Annotated in this window: 17 protein-coding genes; 3 read left to right on the forward strand and 14 right to left on the reverse strand. The window is 46.6% G+C overall.

Going from position 1 to position 19,222, the window contains the following annotated elements:
* The 14 genes from lysS to V6C93_RS33350 form a co-directional block, all read right to left on the reverse strand.
* Nucleotides 1-990 (reverse strand): lysine--tRNA ligase (lysS, locus tag V6C93_RS33285; protein WP_333480975.1); only part of this gene is annotated, 990 nt, incomplete at its 3' end.
* A gap of 232 nt (nt 991-1,222) precedes the next feature.
* Nucleotides 1,223-1,474, reverse strand: coding sequence for a hypothetical protein (locus tag V6C93_RS33290; protein WP_333480976.1), 252 nt, complete (start codon nt 1,472-1,474; stop codon nt 1,223-1,225).
* 224 nt (nt 1,475-1,698) lie between these two features.
* A complete protein-coding gene (locus V6C93_RS33295) occupies nt 1,699-2,307 on the reverse strand; it encodes a hypothetical protein (RefSeq protein ID WP_333480977.1) in 609 nt (202 codons plus the stop codon).
* A 195-nt stretch (nt 2,308-2,502) separates the two neighbouring features.
* Nucleotides 2,503-3,120, reverse strand: a complete 618-nt coding sequence (locus V6C93_RS33300; protein WP_414644336.1) for a thylakoid membrane photosystem I accumulation factor — start codon at nt 3,118-3,120, stop codon at nt 2,503-2,505.
* 586 nt (nt 3,121-3,706) lie between these two features.
* The gene (locus V6C93_RS33305; RefSeq protein WP_333480979.1) at nt 3,707-4,027 is read right to left on the reverse strand and encodes a peptidoglycan-binding domain-containing protein; all 321 of its coding nucleotides are present in this window, start codon (nt 4,025-4,027) and stop codon (nt 3,707-3,709) included.
* A gap of 246 nt (nt 4,028-4,273) precedes the next feature.
* Nucleotides 4,274-4,840: an acyltransferase gene (locus V6C93_RS33310; protein ID WP_333480980.1), complete on the reverse strand. Its 567-nt coding sequence runs from the start codon at nt 4,838-4,840 to the stop codon at nt 4,274-4,276.
* 4 nt (nt 4,841-4,844) lie between these two features.
* On the reverse strand, nt 4,845-6,287 hold the full coding sequence (locus V6C93_RS33315; RefSeq protein ID WP_333480981.1) for a GH39 family glycosyl hydrolase: 1,443 nt from the start codon (nt 6,285-6,287) through the stop codon (nt 4,845-4,847).
* 3 nt (nt 6,288-6,290) lie between these two features.
* Entirely contained in the window at nt 6,291-8,348 is a 2,058-nt protein-coding gene (locus tag V6C93_RS33320; RefSeq protein WP_333480982.1) for a GumC family protein, read from the reverse strand.
* Nucleotides 8,349-8,421: 73 nt separating this feature from the next.
* Nucleotides 8,422-9,801, reverse strand: coding sequence for an O-antigen ligase family protein (locus tag V6C93_RS33325; RefSeq protein ID WP_333480983.1), 1,380 nt, complete (start codon nt 9,799-9,801; stop codon nt 8,422-8,424).
* A 55-nt stretch (nt 9,802-9,856) separates the two neighbouring features.
* Nucleotides 9,857-10,837, reverse strand: a complete 981-nt coding sequence (locus V6C93_RS33330; protein WP_333480984.1) for a glycosyltransferase family 2 protein — start codon at nt 10,835-10,837, stop codon at nt 9,857-9,859.
* Nucleotides 10,819-11,943, reverse strand: a complete 1,125-nt coding sequence (locus V6C93_RS33335) for a glycosyltransferase family 4 protein (RefSeq protein WP_333480985.1) — start codon at nt 11,941-11,943, stop codon at nt 10,819-10,821. The genes V6C93_RS33330 and V6C93_RS33335 overlap by 19 nt, the downstream gene beginning before the upstream one ends.
* Nucleotides 11,944-11,976: 33 nt before the next feature.
* Nucleotides 11,977-12,930: a glycosyltransferase gene (locus V6C93_RS33340; protein ID WP_333480986.1), complete on the reverse strand. Its 954-nt coding sequence runs from the start codon at nt 12,928-12,930 to the stop codon at nt 11,977-11,979.
* An 87-nt stretch (nt 12,931-13,017) separates the two neighbouring features.
* On the reverse strand, nt 13,018-14,457 hold the full coding sequence (locus V6C93_RS33345; protein WP_333480987.1) for an oligosaccharide flippase family protein: 1,440 nt from the start codon (nt 14,455-14,457) through the stop codon (nt 13,018-13,020).
* Nucleotides 14,458-14,463: 6 nt separating this feature from the next.
* Nucleotides 14,464-15,423, reverse strand: coding sequence for a glycosyltransferase family 2 protein (locus tag V6C93_RS33350; protein ID WP_333480988.1), 960 nt, complete (start codon nt 15,421-15,423; stop codon nt 14,464-14,466).
* A 388-nt stretch (nt 15,424-15,811) separates the two neighbouring features.
* Here V6C93_RS33350 and V6C93_RS33355 point away from each other — a divergent pair, with 388 nt between their 5' ends.
* From V6C93_RS33355 to V6C93_RS33365, 3 genes are all read left to right on the forward strand, one after another.
* Nucleotides 15,812-17,089, forward strand: coding sequence for a WecB/TagA/CpsF family glycosyltransferase (locus V6C93_RS33355; RefSeq protein ID WP_333480989.1), 1,278 nt, complete (start codon nt 15,812-15,814; stop codon nt 17,087-17,089).
* Nucleotides 17,090-17,219: 130 nt separating this feature from the next.
* A complete protein-coding gene (locus V6C93_RS33360) occupies nt 17,220-18,176 on the forward strand; it encodes a beta-1,6-N-acetylglucosaminyltransferase (RefSeq protein ID WP_333480990.1) in 957 nt (318 codons plus the stop codon).
* A 51-nt stretch (nt 18,177-18,227) separates the two neighbouring features.
* The gene (locus V6C93_RS33365; protein WP_333480991.1) at nt 18,228-19,175 is read left to right on the forward strand and encodes a glycosyltransferase family 2 protein; all 948 of its coding nucleotides are present in this window, start codon (nt 18,228-18,230) and stop codon (nt 19,173-19,175) included.
* The last annotated feature ends 47 nt before the right edge of the window (nt 19,176-19,222 follow it).

Below are 19,222 nucleotides of genomic sequence, written 5' to 3' on the forward strand. Positions count from 1 at the left end.
CCAAGGTGGTGTCAGGTCAATGACTTCACCCTGATAATTGATTTGCAGCGTTCCTAAGACTTCTTGCGCGACGGTAGTAATCAGATTCTCCGTCAGCTGCATCATGTCATTGTAGTCAGCGTAGGCTTGGTAAACCTCAACGGTCGTGAATTCAGGATTGTGGCGCGTGGAAACGCCTTCATTGCGAAAGATGCGCCCCAGTTCAAATACCTTTTCAAACCCACCCACCACTAGTCGCTTCAGAGGCAACTCCGTGGCGATCCGCAGGTACAGATCCATCTCGAGGGTGTTGTGATAAGTGATGAAGGGACGAGCATCCGCACCCCCCGCTTCACTCTGAAGCACTGGCGTCTCAATTTCCAGAAAGTCTTGCTCCTCCAAGTAGCGGCGAATGGCAGCTGTGATTTTGGCACGGCGTCGGAAGGTTTCCCGGACGGTGGGGTTGACTATCAAGTCAACATAGCGCTGGCGGTATCGCTTTTCTGTATCGGTCAGACCGTGCCACTTATCGGGTAAGGGTAAAAGTGATTTAGTCAGCACCGTGTAGTGGTTGACATAAACCGAGAGTTCACCTTTTTCTGTGCGCTTGATGGTTCCCTTGACACCGATAATGTCTCCCATATCGGTTAGCTGCTTCAGGTGGTTAAAGGCGTTGGGCACATCTGCCATCCCAGCGGTGATTTTCTGCTTATCCAAGTACAGCTGAATCGTGCCTGTTTCGTCTTGGAGATTGAAGAACGCGAGTTTTCCGAAGACTCGACGTGCTAAGATTCGACCTGCGATCGCCACTTCCAAATCAGCTTCCTCACCAGCCGACAAATCGACAAATTTTGCCTGGAGTTCTGCGGCGTGGTGGGTGGATTCCCAGTGGTAGGCATAAGGATTCATCCCTATGGCTTTAAGCTGTTCAACCTTCTCCAAGCGTGCTGCACGGATTTCTTCTAAATTTGAGTGACCTTGTGGTTCTTGCGGAGACTGCTCGGAGGACATAGTGGTGAATAACTAAAGGCTTGTGTTGTAGGACAGAAAGCGCATCCTTAAACATAGCTTTTAAGAGCGCCAGGGTTTAGCTCAATTAGGGGTAATGAGCGAAAAATTATAGAGCGATCGCTCTATTTTAGACGGCGATGGCGCGCGCTCTCTCTGAGCAGCTTCGGTGTTATCCCTGCTTAACGGGCTATACACGCATCAGCAGGGCCGATCACTGCCAAAAACAACGCTTTTATTTCTGATGTTGTTTGACCAAATCTTTCAGATAAGAGTGTGCTTGTTCGGGGGTTAGGAGAAAAATCTGACCATTACACAGAATTTCATACTTCCCTCCGTGATAACCATGCCCAGAAATCAGCCCTTTTTTGACAGCCTGATTGCCTAGCTTCGTTAATTCATTAGTTAAAACAACTTCCTTGGCGGCTGTTTGCCGATCCAGAATCTGTTCTTCTTTATTCTCTTCCATGTTTTGCTGCTCCTTCATAGTCCTGGTCTCTCCTGTATCAATGCGACACGTGATTCTTTAAAAGAATCCTCAATCCAAGTGTTCTGGCTTTGCCGATGCGCAAAGCGCAATCACTTGGTCCGTGCCACTCTATTCTTCGGTAACCACTGTTTGGACGCTAGTTCGTCCCTCTCAACTTCGTCCCACCGGGCAATGCTTTGCTAGGCTAACGATCACTCCAGAAAACGCAAGCGCTTACAAGCTCAACAAATTGGACGTTTGCCTGGATGCACCGCATGAATGTACTCACTGCCCGATAAGGGCCATCCTCGTTTGTAAGAGGCTTCCTCTGGCTTACCCCAGCCCAGCTGCAAGATAATTTCCAAAAACGTTGAATTTCCATGAACAGAGAGACTTGCCCATTCCGTTCTTTTTGCGATCGCTCCAATCTCATCGAGCCAAGTTCGGCGATAGTCTTTGCCTGAGTTAATGCTTAAGTACAAATCCATGTCCTGTGCCACACTGTACCAAAATGCCAGGAGCGAAGCCTTAGCTGCCTTGAGGATTTCCAAGTCACTAGAGAGCGCTACTAGCTGATCATCGATGGCAGGGTAGCGCAGAGTCTTCCCGTTCATCGTTAACTGCCGCCAAACAATGCCTGAAACTTGGTGTTGCTGCTGATAGCGATGAACCGCCGCCTTAAAGTCTCGATAAGCACTGAACTTTTGAATGCCATCCGGTTTCAAAAATCGGTCGAGCAAGGGGCTGCCAGACGCCGAAGCGGCTAGGTTGAGACGCTCTCCATTGATGCAGGCGCGACGCTCATCCGCCAAGATTTTGATTAGCTCCTCTGTGCTGTAGACCTCTGACATCAGCACACCCAATAAACATTGCACTAAAAGACAGATTAGCGTGTGAGCCTGACCCACTATATTTTAAATTTTAGATTTTAGATTTTGGATTTTGGATTGTTTTCCAAATTAATTGTCTTAAGTTCTTGAATTTTTCTGGGAAACTGAATCCGTTATCGCCCCTGCCAAATCTAAAATCCTTTGAAAAGCCTTGCTTTATCGTTCACCTTCTACTAGTTCAGTATTGAGTTCGTTAAACGCTCGCCGCTTTAGCTCAATGGATTCTGAACGGGGTAGCAAGTCAAATACTTCGCGAAACGCATCATCTACTCGCTCATAGGCTACTTGTCCAGTCTCATTCAGAACCACCTTGCCCTTCTGGTCAATGAGCACCGTCTGGGGAACTAAGCCTTCGTAATAGTAGCCCGGTTCTGTTGGTTTGTACTTAGACTTTAGTGGCAGACTATCGATGCTAATAGGTAAAAAATCAGTCACGCGCCCATAAGGAGCCTGTAGCTGTGAGACAACTGTGGCATATTGCTTGCAATCACGGCTGTCATCTAAGTAGAACACCAACAACGCTGGTTTTGCTCGTTGCAGAGACTCTGCCAATGTTACGCGTGGCGGTACTAGAGAGCCATTCCCAGCATAGAGGGCAAAGATGTTGCCATCAAACTTGTCATCATTGAGTCCTGCTAGAGCCGATGGTGTTCCTATGAGCAACAAACAACTCAAGAAAACAATCAAGCTCAACAAGCAGCGAAAGACCCGAGGCCTTCGGTGATGGCGAGCTTTTGGCATTTGGCTTGGAAAGTGACTACAGTAAAAAATCATACCCCAGTGAATGTTAAACCTCTATTTTCTCTGATTAGGCTCGAATTTGACCGATTTATCCAGCTTTCTTATTTATCGCGAAATTCTCAATAGCTTTAGCTAGAACCTCTCTACCCTCTCATAGAATTATCCCTGTTTCCAGGTCGTTTAGTTCTAGCGGCCTGACTCTTATTCAGGGGAGTGGTGTTCTGGCTGACCAAGCTGGTTGTTTCAAGATAGAGCGTATCGTATTTGAGAAACTGCTGGACATAAGATACTAAACCTTCCTGCCTACTGGATTCCGGAAGTTTTAGCGTTTCCATCCACTTTGATAGCTCTTTTGCTATTTTGGGGAGTTCTAACGAAGATACAAGGCTTCAGCTTAGAAAAATTTGAGGTTTGACCTCAAAGTCACACAAGAGGCTTTATACCGACTTTGTAAATGCCCAGCTATTTCTGCAACGCTGCACTTGAGGTTTACCGCGGATAAAAATCTAGGTATTCGGGCTACTGTTCAACACCCTACTCATGGTGACGGGTGGAGAATAAGCAAATGGGGAGAATGAAATTCTGCACCCGTCATCGTGGCTTTTGTGGACTATGAGCTTTAGCAGGGATTCAGAGATTTGGGATCTTCTGTATCAAACTCAGAGCCAATGGGTGGAACTGATAGCAATCCGGCGCTCAGATGGTACCAAGTCTGAGCATCAACAATTCCGTTGACTGCCAAGCCCTTAATTTGTTGAAAGTTTTTGACGGCTCCCTGTGTGGACAGATCGAATTGCCCATTGACTTCCAGCTTGAAGCCCTTAAAGTTGAGCAACTGCTGTAAAACTCTGACCGCGCTCCCAGAACTACCTTGATGGACAATAGGCAGTTTTAGGGCCGCTTGCGTACTAGAGACTGGCGAAAGATTAAAAATACGCATATGGAATACTGCAGAACTTAGGGTTTCAATCTAAGGCTAAACAATATGCCTACTCTCCCGCCTCCCTCCTCTAGGAGAATTTAGCTGCACTCCAATAAGGCTGTCGTCACTCAAGTTGCTCGTTACTTATAAGAGTCACCAGAGGTGTACAGCAGATACACCTCTGGTGAAATGACTAACCATTTGGATGGCACACTTGAGTAGAATCAGTGATTGCTCATCAATTTCAATGGGCAAATCAGCGCCCTAATTTGACGGCTGCTGTAGGTCGAAATGCTTCACAATTTGCTGGGGATTGCCGATAACCACAACACCGGGAGGAACAGATTTGCGGACAATGCATCCCAAACCCACAGCGCTATCTGCCCCAATATGTACCCCTTTCATCACTGTTGCTCTGGCTCCAATCCACACGTTGCGGTCAATCACGATAGGGGCTGAAACTTTAGGTCCTGCGGGGCAGTGACGTAGGTGTGGTTCCAGGTTGTGATAGTCACTGTCGGCAATGGCGCAGTCAGAAATTAGGCACTCATCCCCAATCGTAATGGAGCGCTCACAGCCGATCCAAGGGCCATTCAGTGATACGTTACTGCCAATCGTGACTGTGCCTGAACCATAGATTAAGACACGTTTACCTAGGCGACTTCCAGACCCGATTGTCACTTTAACTTTACCATTAACCTGCAAGGAGCCCGTGATTCGCACCCCTTTTGCTAGCACGACATTCGGGTATCGCCACCGATAGAATAGTCGCTTGGCTTCAAAATAGAAGTTGGCTAAATCCTTGAGAACGGGATGATTGAGCGGCGGCATAGCACTACGTTAAACGGTTGTTAGATGAATTGACAGAACTGCCATTGGCAGAAAAACGCAGCAAGACCAAGGAGTAGGGATTCAACGTCAACGGTTTTTGCTCCAACGTTGCTGTATCTAGGGAGCTACTCGTTACACCCTTGGCATCCAAGGAAAACATCTGTAGTTTGTCAGGTTTGGCAGCCATCTGAGTGGCCTGAACGTTGAGTGTGGCAACTCCAGCTGACTTATTAATCAACAATAGCGATCGCATCCCATCTTTCTGCAAAACGGGCATGGCTTCCACAAAGGAGTGGTTGCTCTCTGCCTGCATCACTGTACCCGTTAGATATTTGACTCCCCAAGCAAACACGGTTGCAGCAGGTCGTAGATTATTTTGAGGATCGATCAGACCGTAAACTCCATCCTTAAGATGCCATGAGGTCGCCATGTCAATCCCGGCATCCGCCAGATTTTTATGTACCGAAGCAAACCAAACTGCTCCAATATAGGTGTTTTGGCGGTTTTCACCCGATCGCCAATCGTAGTTCATGTTATATTCTCCCAGCAATAGGGGCACGCTGCGATTTGGGATGTACTGCTTCGCTAATTTGCGAAACTCCTGCACCTGATTCCTATAATTCGGTGTGTAGGACATCAGCGTGTCGGTGGATGCACTGGCATCGCTACTGCCGTAACGGTGCCAGGAAATGAAGTCTACATGCGGTTCGCACGCCTTAAGAAAGGCCGTGAGTCGTCTGGGCTCGTCCCAAGTCTGCACTGGCCCTCCCACTTTAATCTGGGAGTCTTGACGCTTCATCGCTGTCGCCGCTTTGTTGTAGATTTTCCAAAGCTCGTCGAGTTTACCTGCTTTTTCGTAACGAACATCTTGTTCGTTGATGGGCTCCCAATACACAACCTTTCGCTGCTGGCGTCGGTTGATAATCTCCACCAATTGAGCACAGAAAGCCGCATAGTTGTCGTACTCAGAAGGGTCAAGTAGACCGTCTTGGTTCTGAGCCATCCACTGGGGCCAGCCAGGAATGTTCTGGATGATTGTCGGTCGTTGGGGATAGGAGGCATCGTAACCCGCTTTAATCTTGGCCTCATCCCAGGTTTTGGTGCTAGGGTTAGTCCAGCGATCGCTTAATCCCGCGAAGTGAATCCGAATTAAACCGATGCCTAGTTCTGCTAGGCGACGCTGGTAGACTGGGTCAGCCGCCGCTTCTGGCTTGGTGATTTCGTAGTCGTTAGAGCCAAAGGTGAAGGGAGTGGTTTGAGCGACTGCGGTTGTCCAATCTACCCTGACTCTTGCGGTAATGGGCTTTGTAGAAGACGGTCTAGGGGTCGATGAGCCTGGATTCTCTCCCATAAGGTTGTCAAAGATTTGGCGATCGCAACTTGTACCCAACACCTGAGTTAACACACCGCCAGATACGGCTAACTTGAGCATGGCTCTACGCCGCATGACTCAGGAATTAACTAAAGACTCATTAGAGCGATACGGATAAGGTTTTGAGTTGGCTTCCACACCATTGATGACTAAACCCAAGATTTGGGCACGGTGCTGATCCAGTTGATCGAGGCTCTCATTCACGGAGTTACTGTAGCTCGTACCGGGCCGGACGACAAATAACACGTTGGGGACGACGTTAGCCATTAGAGCCGTTTCACTCGTCAGACTAACTGGAGCGCTGTCAACTAAGACGTAGTCATAGTTATCGGCAGACTCAGCAACTGCCAGACTCTGCTCGAACCTCCCCCGCCTTACCAGCTCTACAATTTTGCCTTGTTTGGGCAAGGTTGGCAGTAAATCTAAACTCGCCTCTACCGATATTGGCTGCTGGACTTCATTGGCCAAGCGGACGGCGTCAGCCGATTCCCGCTCGCGACCATAACCTAAGCGTCGGCTCAGTTCGGCTTTCCGGAAATCCCCATCTACGACCAGGACGCGGAAGCCTAAATCTGCCAAGGCTCTAGCCAGTCCTAGGGTCACTGTCGTCTTCCCTTCCCCTGTAATCGCACTCGTAATTAATAAGCGGCGATCCTTCAGGGGTTGTAAGCTAATCGCTGAGGCCAGTCGCTGAAACTCAACCTCTGTTTCTGTACCGACTTGCCAACTTGGGCCAGAATGCCTGAGTCTGGGAATGCGTACCACAATCGGAAATTTGATGGATTGCAGGTCTTTGGGACTCAACAGAGGATTGCGGCTCTCTAGGAATAGTACCAGCGCGATGCTACCGATAATCGATGCCATCAGACCACTGAGGACAATTATTGACCGCTTGGGGCCGGAAGGCTTGGAGTCAACCTTGGCAGGGTCAAGTACCTGTACGTTCGGATAAGTATCAAAGGCGTCAATATTGTTCTGCTGTACTTGGGCGACCAACCCTTTGTAAACCCCCTCAGCAACATCGACCTGTCGTTGCAGTTCCAACAACTGAGCCTGAGAAGCAGGAAGGGACTTTAAGGCGACGTTCAGTTTTGTAATCTCTTCCTGTAGTATTTCTGCCTGTCGTTGCTGCCCTGTGGCTTCACTCTCGGCAAGAACCAATTGCTGGATTAAAGTAGCACGTCCATCAGTGCCGCTAGCCACTGTGGTATCTACTCGCGTGCCTGCTGCTGATTGAGCGATGTAACCCTGAAGCTTACGCTGCAACTCATCACGCTCGGAGAGAAGCTTTTGTACGGCTGGATGGTTATCCGTGAAGGTCGCTCTAAGCTTGATCAATTGGGCGTTTACTTCCGCCAGTTTGCCACGAACAAACTGATAGTTTTGGTTTTCACCCAATCCTAGCGATCGGATAGCCTGGTTCGGTGTCAGACTTAAGCGAGTCGATAGGACTCTAATTCGGTCTTGACTCGCCTGAGCTTGAGCCAGTACCTGCGCCTGCTCAGTAGTCAGATTATTGATGGCGGTCACAATTCCTTGGGTTTGTGCTTCGCTGTTGACCAAGCCGGTGGACTGCTTGAACCGTGCTAATGCTATTTGCGCCTGACTCAATCTTTCCTTCGCTTGATTGAGTTCTTTCTGACTAAATTGCTTACGAGACACACTATCTGCTTGACGTAATTCATTCAGACGGTGTTGATACACCTGGAGTAAGGTATTTGTTCGCTGGCGTGCCAATTCCGGCGTTGAACCCGTGACAGCCAGGGAGACAATGGTGGATTGCTCTTGAGGAGATGCTTTGAACAACCGCTTGTAGTTAGCCAGTCTGGGAAACTTACTTTTCTGTGGGTCAGACTCCAATACCCGTTCTAGCAATGCATCACTGGTTAGGATGGAAGCCTGGACTTTCAAAGGATTGACTTCACTAGAAAAACCAGTATCGGCATTTCTGAGGGAACCCAGCGTTCCTAAATTGGCATCTAGATTGCCGTTTTTCTGAGGCAGAATAAGCTGTGCCGTAGCCGTCCAAACTTTAGGAGAAGTTGCCAACTTGCCAACGGTTGCTGCAAGCACGAGCAAATTCAAAATGAATAAAGATTTCCAGTGCCTAGTGGCAATTGCAGCTACTTTACCCATGAATTTATAGATACCAAAAGATGCTTCTAAAGGCTAATATCGTGAATTACCCTCTTTAGTAAGGTTAAAAAATTTACCAACGGTTTTCATCTACAATTTGATAGAAATTTTTCCGCGCCTCAGTATCTCCTGCTAACTGCTCCCAGCTCGTTATAGAGCCATCAGGCGGCTGGATTTCCGAGAGAATTGCACCCAACCAGACAAAAAAGAACCAAAAATACACGGTCATCCAGGTTAAAGGTGTGGCATTGCACAGCACGTACAACGCCACCAAGCTAGCAAATGCCCGCTTGCAGAGTGGGTTACCCCGAACGGCTGGCCCCCAGAAATTCCAGAGTGTTAAGGCTAAAGCCGCGACAAAGACGACGAAACCGACGATTCCGTGCAAATAAAGAACTGAAGCGTAGGTTGAGAAAGAACCTAGGGCAATGTCGTAGGTATACCATTTGACTGAACCCCTGATGATTCCCCACCCTAGCCAAGGTGATTCTTGCCAAGCCTCAAGCGTTTTGCGAACCACAAGTTCCCGGTCTTTGGATGACTCAGCGCGAGCACCATTAAAAATTTCCATCGGTTTTGCAATTAACTGACTTAAGGTCAGCCCCAAAAGAGCGCACACTAATGAGGTGAATGATGCGCCCCACAGAGAACCTTGACGAGCCCACCGACTGCGGAAGCAGGCCATAATCAAGAGGACTATAGGGAAGGTGACCCAGGCTAGACGACTCTGGCTAATTAGCAGAGAAACTAAGCAACCGGCTAAAGCCCATCTACGTAAGCGGCGGTCAGTTTCACCTAGGCAGATAAAGAAACATAGAATAGTGCAAACCCCTACGATTGGAGGGTCTGGCGTGTATAAGACTGTCCTGGGTAAAGGAATACCAAAGAAATTTTGAAACGCTGCAAATGTGACTTTCAGACTCAATTTATCCCCTGGAAGCAAGCGTGCTAGTGGCGGAATAAAACCCGAGCCGCCAATTTTCACGAAAAGCATTGCCAATTCAATAGCAATGGTCACTAAGTAGCCGGTTGTCATCCAGGCAACAGCACGCGTCACTACGCGAACCCTGATCTGATTCCAAAAGGGTAGTGATAGACAGGTAAAGATTAAGAAATAGCTCTTGACAAAGGTAACTACGAACGCAGCTATTTTCTGAAATTCAAATCCTGTGCTACCCAGACCAATTATGGCAGTCCAAGCCATGACCAGAGCCATCGCTAACCACGCCCATACACTGGCTGGGAGTGAAGTTCTGATGAGCTTGTTGAGGTCAAAGGTTATGACTAGTAAACCAACTAAAATAGTTGGGTAGAGCAGAGTCTGTAAACCTGACAACCACCAGAGGGGTGTTAGAACAATCGTCCAATAAATCACCCGTTCGGGAAATGACAGGGCACCTAATTTGAAATCTCTGACCGACGAAGCTGTTGGGTTAGAGGTGACGTTTAACATTCAACGCTTCCAGAGCGAAAGGTTTAACTTAACTAATTTACTGGTTATCAAACGATTAGGGTTGGGATTGTTGCAGGCTTGAGTTACGAGTGGTGCGAAGTTGGCTGATGAACTGGAGCAGGGCACGGCTGATTTTAGGTGAAATCAGTCGTAAGAGCAGAGCCTTAATCAATAAATTTCGAGTCCAGCTTTCTCGTAAAATCGGGGGATACAAACGAATAGCCATCCATAGCTTCTGAGTAGCCAGTTTAGCGGCGTCGGTCGTTGCAACGCGTGTTAAGTATAAGTGAGCGGAGTACCTGTAGGTATTAGCAAGGCTTTGATTTTGTAAAGATTGCATCTCTGGGGGAGCCGCTTGAAATCCTTTCTCAATTACCCGAAGATTACAGCGTTCCATAAAGTCAACATTCGACTGCATAGACCCTGAGGAAATCCGATAATAAACCTGATGTTTGGGAACCACAACAAAAGGCCAATGCAATGCCAACCGCAGCCAATAATCCCAATCTGCCGCCCCAGCGACCTCTTGGTCAAATTCCCCAACCGACTCAACCGCTTGTCTACGTATCAGACAATTCGAGCAGCTAACCACAAAGTCATTGACTAACAACTGAGCATACACGTTCCCTTGAAAATACTCAGGCTCAGAGGGCTGGCTAGATTTGCCCTGTTCATCCATATAATATGCCCAACTATAAGCGACGCCTGCTTCTGGATGCTGTTGCAAAGCTGCCACTTGTAGCTCCAATTTATCAGCCGTCCACAAATCGTCAGCATCTAGAACGGCAATGAATTCTCCTGTAGCATGAGTGATACCGCGATTTCGAGCGATTGACACTCCCCCATTAGGATATGAAAGAACTTTGAGGCGGGGGTCGTTTACGGTATTGAGCAGTTCTAAAGTTCTATCCGTTGAGCCATCGTTAACCACAATCAGCTCAAAGTCTGAAAACGTCTGATTCAGAACTGATGTAATCGTTTCTAGAATCGTTCGTTCAGCATTATAGGCAGGGACAATCACAGAGATGGTTGGCATTGCTTTATCCTTTTCATCAAATTGAGAAGTGTGCCGTAGTTGTGGCGTGCATCAAAGCGTTCTTCAGCGAGGCGGCGGCTGGCAGTTGCCATTGTGTGTCGTTTTGTGTTGTCACCAACCAGCGATCGCACAGCGGTAACCAGTGCACCCGCATCCGACGGTGGTACAATCAAGCCGTTCACTCCGTCTTCTACTTCTTCGCGCAATGCGCCCACATCCGTCGCGATAACTGGCAATCCGGCTGCCATCGCTTCCATCACTGCAATTGGCAAGCAGTCGCCTTTGGTGGGAAACACAAAAATGTCGGCTTTCGCATACAATTCCTTGAGCGGTGGACTGTTGGGAGTCAAACCACAATGCACCCGCACACCCTCCATTCCCGCTAGTTCGCGCTCGATACTGGTGTCTTTAGTAACAATGTCCAGTGCACATTCCTGCGTTAATCCGCTGCGAAATGCCTCGACTAGCGTGTAACCCCCTTTGCGGGCAAATTCACCGGCTACGAACAACAACCGCACTCTTGGGTTTGTCGAAATTGGGTGTGCCGCCTTGTCGCGCCCGAAATGCCATTGTTCCATGTCCACGCCTGGCGGAATCACTGTAATTTTGTTGGCAGGCATACCGTAGTCAGTAATCAGTGAATCTTTCGCCCACTGACACCAGGTTACCAGGGCGGTAGCGGCATGATAGGTACTCCGGTTCCACAGAAATTTGCGCTGTTCGAGTAGGGAGTTCCCACCCACTTTATGGTTGTACCCTTCGCCGACGGAGTCATAGTTGAGGGGTGTGGCGTCCGTGGAAATAACGGTTGGGATATGCTTCATGAAGGGAAAGCCGAACAAAGCAAGCGTCTGCGTATGCAGAAACAGGGCATCTAGTGGTTGAACCTGCAAAGCTGCCTTGATGGCATCACGGGCACGTAAACTGGCTTGAAGCGACCAATTATTGCGAATAATCGGCATACGCTCCCACCTGTCGTTTTCACCGGTTTTAATCGGCATCCAGGTTGGGTGAATATCGGCATCTTCTGCTATCCACCGTACTAGATTCTGGTAATGGGTGATGTGTCCTAATCTGTGTTCGATTACAAAACCAAAATTAAGCATTAATATTTAACCTTAATATAAGTGAGTTAATGATTAATTAATTAACACCTTCTTAGCAGTATTTATTAATGCGTGAGACTGCTGAGGAGGTAAGAAAAGTACAACAGGAATTTTAAATAAGGCTGTTAACATCGGTTTCGGTCGCCGTAGTACAGACGGATCGTTTCTCACAAGCTGCCCAAAAAATCGAGCAGCGAGAATTGCATTCTGTCGTTTTGAAGAACCTTCGAGTACCTTAAAGGTAAGGTAGTTGTAAAGAGCACCCAGGCTGTTCTTTTCCAAGAATTTTAGAGAGGCCGGAGCCTGATTAAAAGCTTTTTCAATAAGTTGTAAGCATTCTGCTTCCATCTTCAAAATATTAGACGACATTGAACTACCAGACATTCGATATAAAATCTGGGGAGATGGCACAACTACAAAGGGATAGCGGGCAGCCAACCGCAACCACATATCCCAATCAGCAGCGGATGAAAATGCCGGATCAAAACCCCCTACTTCAGTTAAAGCCTGCCTACGAATTAAAGGATTAGAACCATTTTCTAAAAGATTCTGCACCAAGAGCTTTTCATAGACATTTCCATTCAAAGTCTGATGGTTACCGACACGAAAAAATTGACCCGATTCATCTATATAATTAACCCAGCTATAAGCAACGGCAGCTTCCGGATTGGCTTGCAAAGCCTTAAATTGTGCCTCTAGCTTATCTGGAGTCCAGAGATCATCGGCATCTAAGAAGGAAATAAACTCGCCAGAACTATGGAAAAATCCCCGATTGCGACTAGTGGATATACCAGCATTATCATAGGAAAATACCTTTATCCTAGAATCTTTAAGGCTTGAAACTATATTTAAACTTGAGTCTTGTGAGCCATCATTAATTATTATTATTTCTAAATCTGAACAGGTTTGTGTTAAGACTGATTTAATCGTCTCTTTTATGGTGTTTTCTCCGTTAAAAACTGGAATTATCACAGATATTAATGACATGTTTTTTATTATAGATATATTTTTTACTTTCTTCTCTATCCAGACTGAGCATTATTGTATTGATTAAAGAGTAATTGGCGTTAATTGTTAGGACTTTTTTTTGTGTAACTTCCCCAGCCGATTGGCAACTTTTCCGAGTAGGGATGAGTACATAAAAAATTGCTTTGCCGCGAGAAAGCGAACGCAGATTAAATACAGGCTAATGAATAAAAATGGCTTGAAGATTAGAGGTACGCTCATAGAAATTAAGATTCCAAAAAGCGCAAATAGGGCAGCTTTAAAGCAGGGAATTAAAAACTGCATCAATGGCCAACCCAGTTCGCGGCAACCTACCCACCACCAGTAGACTGTCCAAGAAATTCCCAGCACGACAGCAACCGCAACACTTACCCCCACAATTCCTGCTTGCCAAGCCCCAAGCAGAAAGCCCACAATAGCGACGGGAGCAATATAAAGGTTGACCTTGGCATTTACACCAGGACGACCTTTGGCAGACAACATAGAACCGATTTGACCGTTGATCAGGCGAAAGTAGGCAAAGATGAGTAACCAAGGAATTACTGCACTAGCAGGTATCCACTTGGCTCCAAATACTAGAGAAATTACTCGCTGGTCAATAATTAAAAAGAATAAGGCGTATAGGGGAGCCGTTAGGTAAGCCACTTGTTCAACCACTGCCAGCAGGGCATTCTCCTGCTGTTTATCATCGGGTAGTTGGGCAAAGGCTGATATCCCAATTTGACCGATCGCTTGACCGAGGATTGTGGTGAGCGCCATCGTCAACTGATACGCAAAATTGTAGTAGCCCAGATTGGTACTACCCAACATCCTGCCGATGGTAAAGTTATCGCCGTTGGCATTGGCGTAATATCCTAAGCTAGAGCCTGTGGCTCCTAGGCAGTAAGACAATACTTCTTTTCTAGCTTCTGGATCAATCTCTAGACAAAAATCCTGCTTGGCGTGGTGACGCAGTAGCGCACATGAGGTTAACCAAAAAGCCGTATCTCCCACGACAAAAGACCAGTAGCTAAGACCTAGGAAAGCGCACCCAGCTGTAGAGAAGACTCGAACCATTGAGGCGATTAGGTTGGAGTTAGCAAGTTCTCGATACTGCATTCGCCTCGTCAGTACTCCCGCATAAATCGAGTTGGCACAAGAGATCACGAGGTTAAAGGCAAAGACAACCAGAATCCACACTAAACTGGGTACTCTGAAAAATTTAGCCGCTAGGGGTGATACGGCAATTAACCCTACACCTAAAACCAGCCCAATACCGAGACTGATCGTGTAAGTTGTATTTAGATAACGCTTGTCTTCAAGACCCTTATAGACAATAAAAGACCCGGCAGAATCTTGTGTGAATAGATTGACGAATCCCCAGAAAATGTAGGCAACGGCAATTACGCCAAATTCGGAAGGTAGGAGCAACCGTGCTAGCAGCAAGTTGCTGAGTAAGGCTAGTACGCGTGTGGCGATCGCTCCGTAGGTCGTCCAGAATCCACTTTTGATTAACGAGATACGGTTCATTCAGGTCTATTTTTGGGTGTACTCTACTGAGTCTAACGATCGCCCAATCACCTGCTTGGAGAGGGGTGCCAAACTTACCGATACCAGGGTGAGCAATGAGCGGGGGTCGCGATAAAAAATTGAGCGATCAGCACTCCAAGCGCGGTCCATAAAATTACGCGCTTGTTCTGCATCACCCGATGTCAGGGATAAGCGAGCTAAGTAGCGATACATGTAGGCATAAGCGGTTGGGAGTACTGGAGCGACCACCTCTGGAGAGCGTCGGGCGGCTGCCTCCAGCACCTGTTCGTGAGAGCGCTGCATTTGCGCCACGTTGAAGGAAAGTCCCGCTCGGCGGACTCGATAGCAACATAAAACTTGTGGAACCCGTTGGAAGCGCCACCGCCCTGTTGCTGCAATCCTCAACCAGAAATCTATATCCTCAGAGCTGCGTAACCCTTCATCAAATTCACCCACCTCATCAACTAGACAGCGGCGGAATACTCCATTAGAACCGTGACCTATAAAGTTTTTGCACAGCAAAGCCAGGAGTGGATCAGACATAACTGGCTTACCACTCAGGGACAAAAAGGTCGGACGACCGTCCTCACGGATGGCTCGTGAGGCGCTGTATACAACCCCGACATCGGGAGTGCGATCGAGTACATCCACATGGGTGGCTAACTTTTCAGGTTTATAGACATCATCGCCATCCAAGAGAGCAATGTAGGGGGCACGGGCGTGGCGGATGCCATAGTTACGAGCCGAGGAGAGACCTCCATTCGGTTTTTGCAGTAACACAAAGCGTGAGTCGCGATCGCAAAACGGTTTAACAACCTCAGCCGTACCATCGGTAGAACCATCATCAACAACGATCACCTCGAAGCCCTGAAGGGATTGACTTCTTACAGAGACCAACACCTGCTCGATATATGAGCGCACATTATAGGCGGGAACAATCACACTGACCTGAGGGGAAGCAATCATTGAATAATCCTATTCCTGCATTAGAAAAGTACTTATTTTTTTGTTTGTAAAAAAAATGGTGCCCTGGAACTCAATCCACCTAAACCAGAGAAACGAACATCTTCGAGGGTGTAAAGAACGGGATTAGCAATTATTAAACCCACCAACTGAATTCTACGAAGAGATAAATAAAACGCATCCCCCCAAAGGAAGAAGCTGATTTTCATATTTCATCAACCCTTTGGCAGATTACCCATAGGTAAAAAATTGTTTTCAACAGCTCTGTTCTTGCAGATCTAGAAAATCCTGCTTTTGGGAGAGGTAGAAAATCCTGCTTTTGGCAGACTACACCACCCTTAAAAACTCTTAACGTTTTAGTGGAAGGCATTCTTCATCTTGTTTTATTTAGATGACTACAACCACAGTCAGACCCACGGATATATCTGCCGATTTCTCTAAGGTAGAGATGTTGCCGAGCCTCAACGTGCATCTGTTATCTCGGCGCATTACCTGTATGCCAGTTCCGGCAATTGTCGAAGCCATCCACAGGGCATGTGTTCAAGAAAGAAAGATTACTGTAGCGAATTACAATGTGCACAGTTTTAATCTTTCGATGCTACTTCCTTGGTTCTACAACTTCCTACAAAGTGCAGAAATCACTCATTGTGATAGCACTGGCATCTTAAAAGCATTGGAATTCATGGGGCTGAAATTACCCCTCGATTACCGAGCCTCCTATACTGCTTTGATGCCCGAATTACTGAAACATTGCAACAAACAGGGTTTCTCAATTTTTCTGCTAGGGTCAAAGCCTGAGTATTTAGAAGCAGCACTGGATAAACTCAGGAGCAAATATCCAAATATTCGTTCGGATGGGCACCACGGTTACTTTGATATTGAAAACCTCGAACAGAATGAGGCAGTCATTCAAAAAATCAACCGCGCCAATCCTAATATTTTGATTGTAGGCATGGGGATGCCGCTTCAAGAAAATTGGATTCGACTGCATCGCAGCCGCCTTAATGTTAACGTGATCATGCCAGGTGGTGCGGTCATTGACCGACTAGCAGGAATTGTTTCAGACTGTCCAGCCTTTCTCTCACAATGGGGTTTAGAGTGGCTGTACCGTTTATGTCGTGAACCCAAACGTTTGGCAGTTCGCTATTTATTAGGTAATCCAGCTTTTGTGCTTCTGCTCGCCTTAGCTAAGTTCTATGCTTCTCCCCTAGAGGTAGAAGAACAGCCTAATCCCTCAAGGCATCAACAGAGGTTTCTAGCCATTGTCCACCCCGATGATCAGCATCTCGGACGTTATCTTGTTGAAGCAGGTCTTTTAACTCCATCACAGCTCAAAACGGCGTTATCAGAACAAAAGGTATCTGGACTACGCCTGGGTGAACTTATTGTAAGAAAGAAATGGCTCAAGCAGCAAACCGTTGAGTTTTTGATGGAAAAATTACTGATACGCAAGCAAGTCGTCGTCCAAACGGATGACAAGCGTCTTGGTCATTATCTCGTTGAAGCAGGTCTTTTAAGTCCGTCACAAGTCGAAACTGCTTTATCTGAGCAAAATAAAACTGGATTGCGTCTAGGGGAATTGATAGTAAAGAAGGGATGGATTAAGGAGCAAACCATTGAATTCTTGATTAAAGACGTGATTCTCTCGGAAAGAGTTTTATGTGCTTAAGTGTTTTGGTAAAAAAAGCACTTAAAGATATGTAACAGGAGATAAAGCCTTGACCCATTAAGTTGGAACTTTGCTAGAAATACAGACCAGTAACTGACACCAATTCTTTTGCCATCTCTGAGGAAGATGCATGAAAGTTTGCTACCTGCTACAAAGCCATAAAAATCCAGAGCAAATTTATCGATTAGTTCGCATCATAAAAAAATCGAGTCCTGATTCTGAAGTCCTCGTAAGTCATGATTTTACTAACTGTAATCTTGATGACTCAGTACTTCAGAATCTATCTGGTGTTCATGTGATTCCTGGCAAAGGAGGACGAGGAGATTTTTCTATAGTTCAAGGATATCTAGACGCAGTGGATTGGCTGTTGAGCCGTCAAATCAAGTTTGACTGGCTAATCAACATCTCAGGTCAAGATTATCCAATCCAACCCCTATCACAAATTGAAAAGTTTCTGTCTCAAACCAGTTATGATGGTTTTTTTGAATATTTTGACGTATTCTCTAAACAAAGCCACTGGAGTATTAGAGAGGCTCACACACGCTATTTATACCGATATCAGAAACTAGGAGTTGAATTAACTGAATGGCAAAGGCAAATTCTAACCCCCTTAAAAATAATTAATTACATTCAGCCTTTTTTCAGGATTAACATTGCCTATGAGCTTATAGGAGTCAGAGCTTCAGCTCCCTTCAATGAGAATTTTAGTTGTTATGGTGGGTCTTACTTCTGTACTTTGTCTAGAAAATGCATTGAATATATTTATGATTTTTCTCAGTCAAAGCCTGAGATAGTTGATTATTACAGAAGCGTATGTGTGTCAGATGAATCTTTCATACAAACAGTGTTGATTAATAGTCGATTGTTTAACCTATGTAATGACAGCAAGCGGTACTTTGATTTTTCTAAAACTCGTAACGGCCGTCCCCAAACTCTCACTACGAATGACTATCCAGCTTTAGTGGAGAGTAATGCTCACTTTGCCAGAAAATTTGATATAGCTCAAGATAGCAAGATTTTAGACCTTTTAGATACTATAATCCTGCAAAGCCCTCAAGAGTACCACCAAGAAGCTAACACGCTGTAAAGTTTTTTTCTCTTGAAATAAATACACCCAAACCATCAGGAGGTCATTTCCTTGGAACCCCTAGTCAGTGTCGTGATACCTACCTATCGCAGGCCACTATTGGTTAAACGGGCGGTTCAAAGTGCGCTTACTCAAACGCTGAGTCAAATTGAAGTCATCGTTGTGATTGATGGTCCAGATCAGTCCACTCGTGAAGCACTGGCAACAATTGATGACCCCCGGCTAAGGGTGATAGAACTACCGACCAATCAAGGGTGCTGTGCTGCTCGTCAGGCTGGAATTACTGCGGCTCAAGCTAAATGGGTTGCTCATCTCGATGATGATGACGAATGGATGTCCCACAAGCTAGAACGGCAACTGGAAACTGTTCAGCATTCCAAGTATGCCTTCCCGATCGCTAGTTGCTATGTAGTTGTCCGCTCATCCAAAGGAGAGGGAATTTGGCCGAGAAGACCTCCGGATGAGTCGGAACCGCTAAGCGAATATCTATTCGTTCGCAATAGCTTGTTCCAAGGAGAAGGACTGCTCCAAGCTTCCAGCCTCTTGACGAGCAAAGAGTTATTAGAAAAAGTTCCTCCCAATCTCAAAACCCGAAAACATGAAGATTGGGATTGGCTGTTGCGGGCGACTACCGTGAAAGGGGTAGGGATTGAATTTGTGCCTGAGCCGCTCTCGGTCTGGTATTTGGGAGAAAGAGGGCAAAGTGTGAGTACGACGCCTGATTGGGAGTATTCATTCAGCTGGATTCAAGACAAACGAGACTTAGTAACAGCCAGAGCTTATTCATCCTTCATCTTGGCAGAAGTCAGTTCGCGAGCTGCGGTAGTCGGTGACTGGAAAGCTTTTTGGATACTGCTGCGGGAGGCCATTAGGCAAGGTTCGCCCACACCAGCGGATCTAGGTTTGTACCTCGGTATGTGGCTTGTCCCCCCACAAACCCGACACAGGCTGCGATCGCTCCTGCTCCGGGAAGGTAGGACAAGGACATTGGCCACTTGATTCGATTGGCTTTGAGGCTCATTGCTAAGGAAATCAAGATATATATA

Origin of the sequence: Allocoleopsis sp., from assembly GCF_036703385.1 — a bacterium.
Lineage (GTDB): Bacteria > Cyanobacteriota > Cyanobacteriia > Cyanobacteriales > Coleofasciculaceae > Allocoleopsis.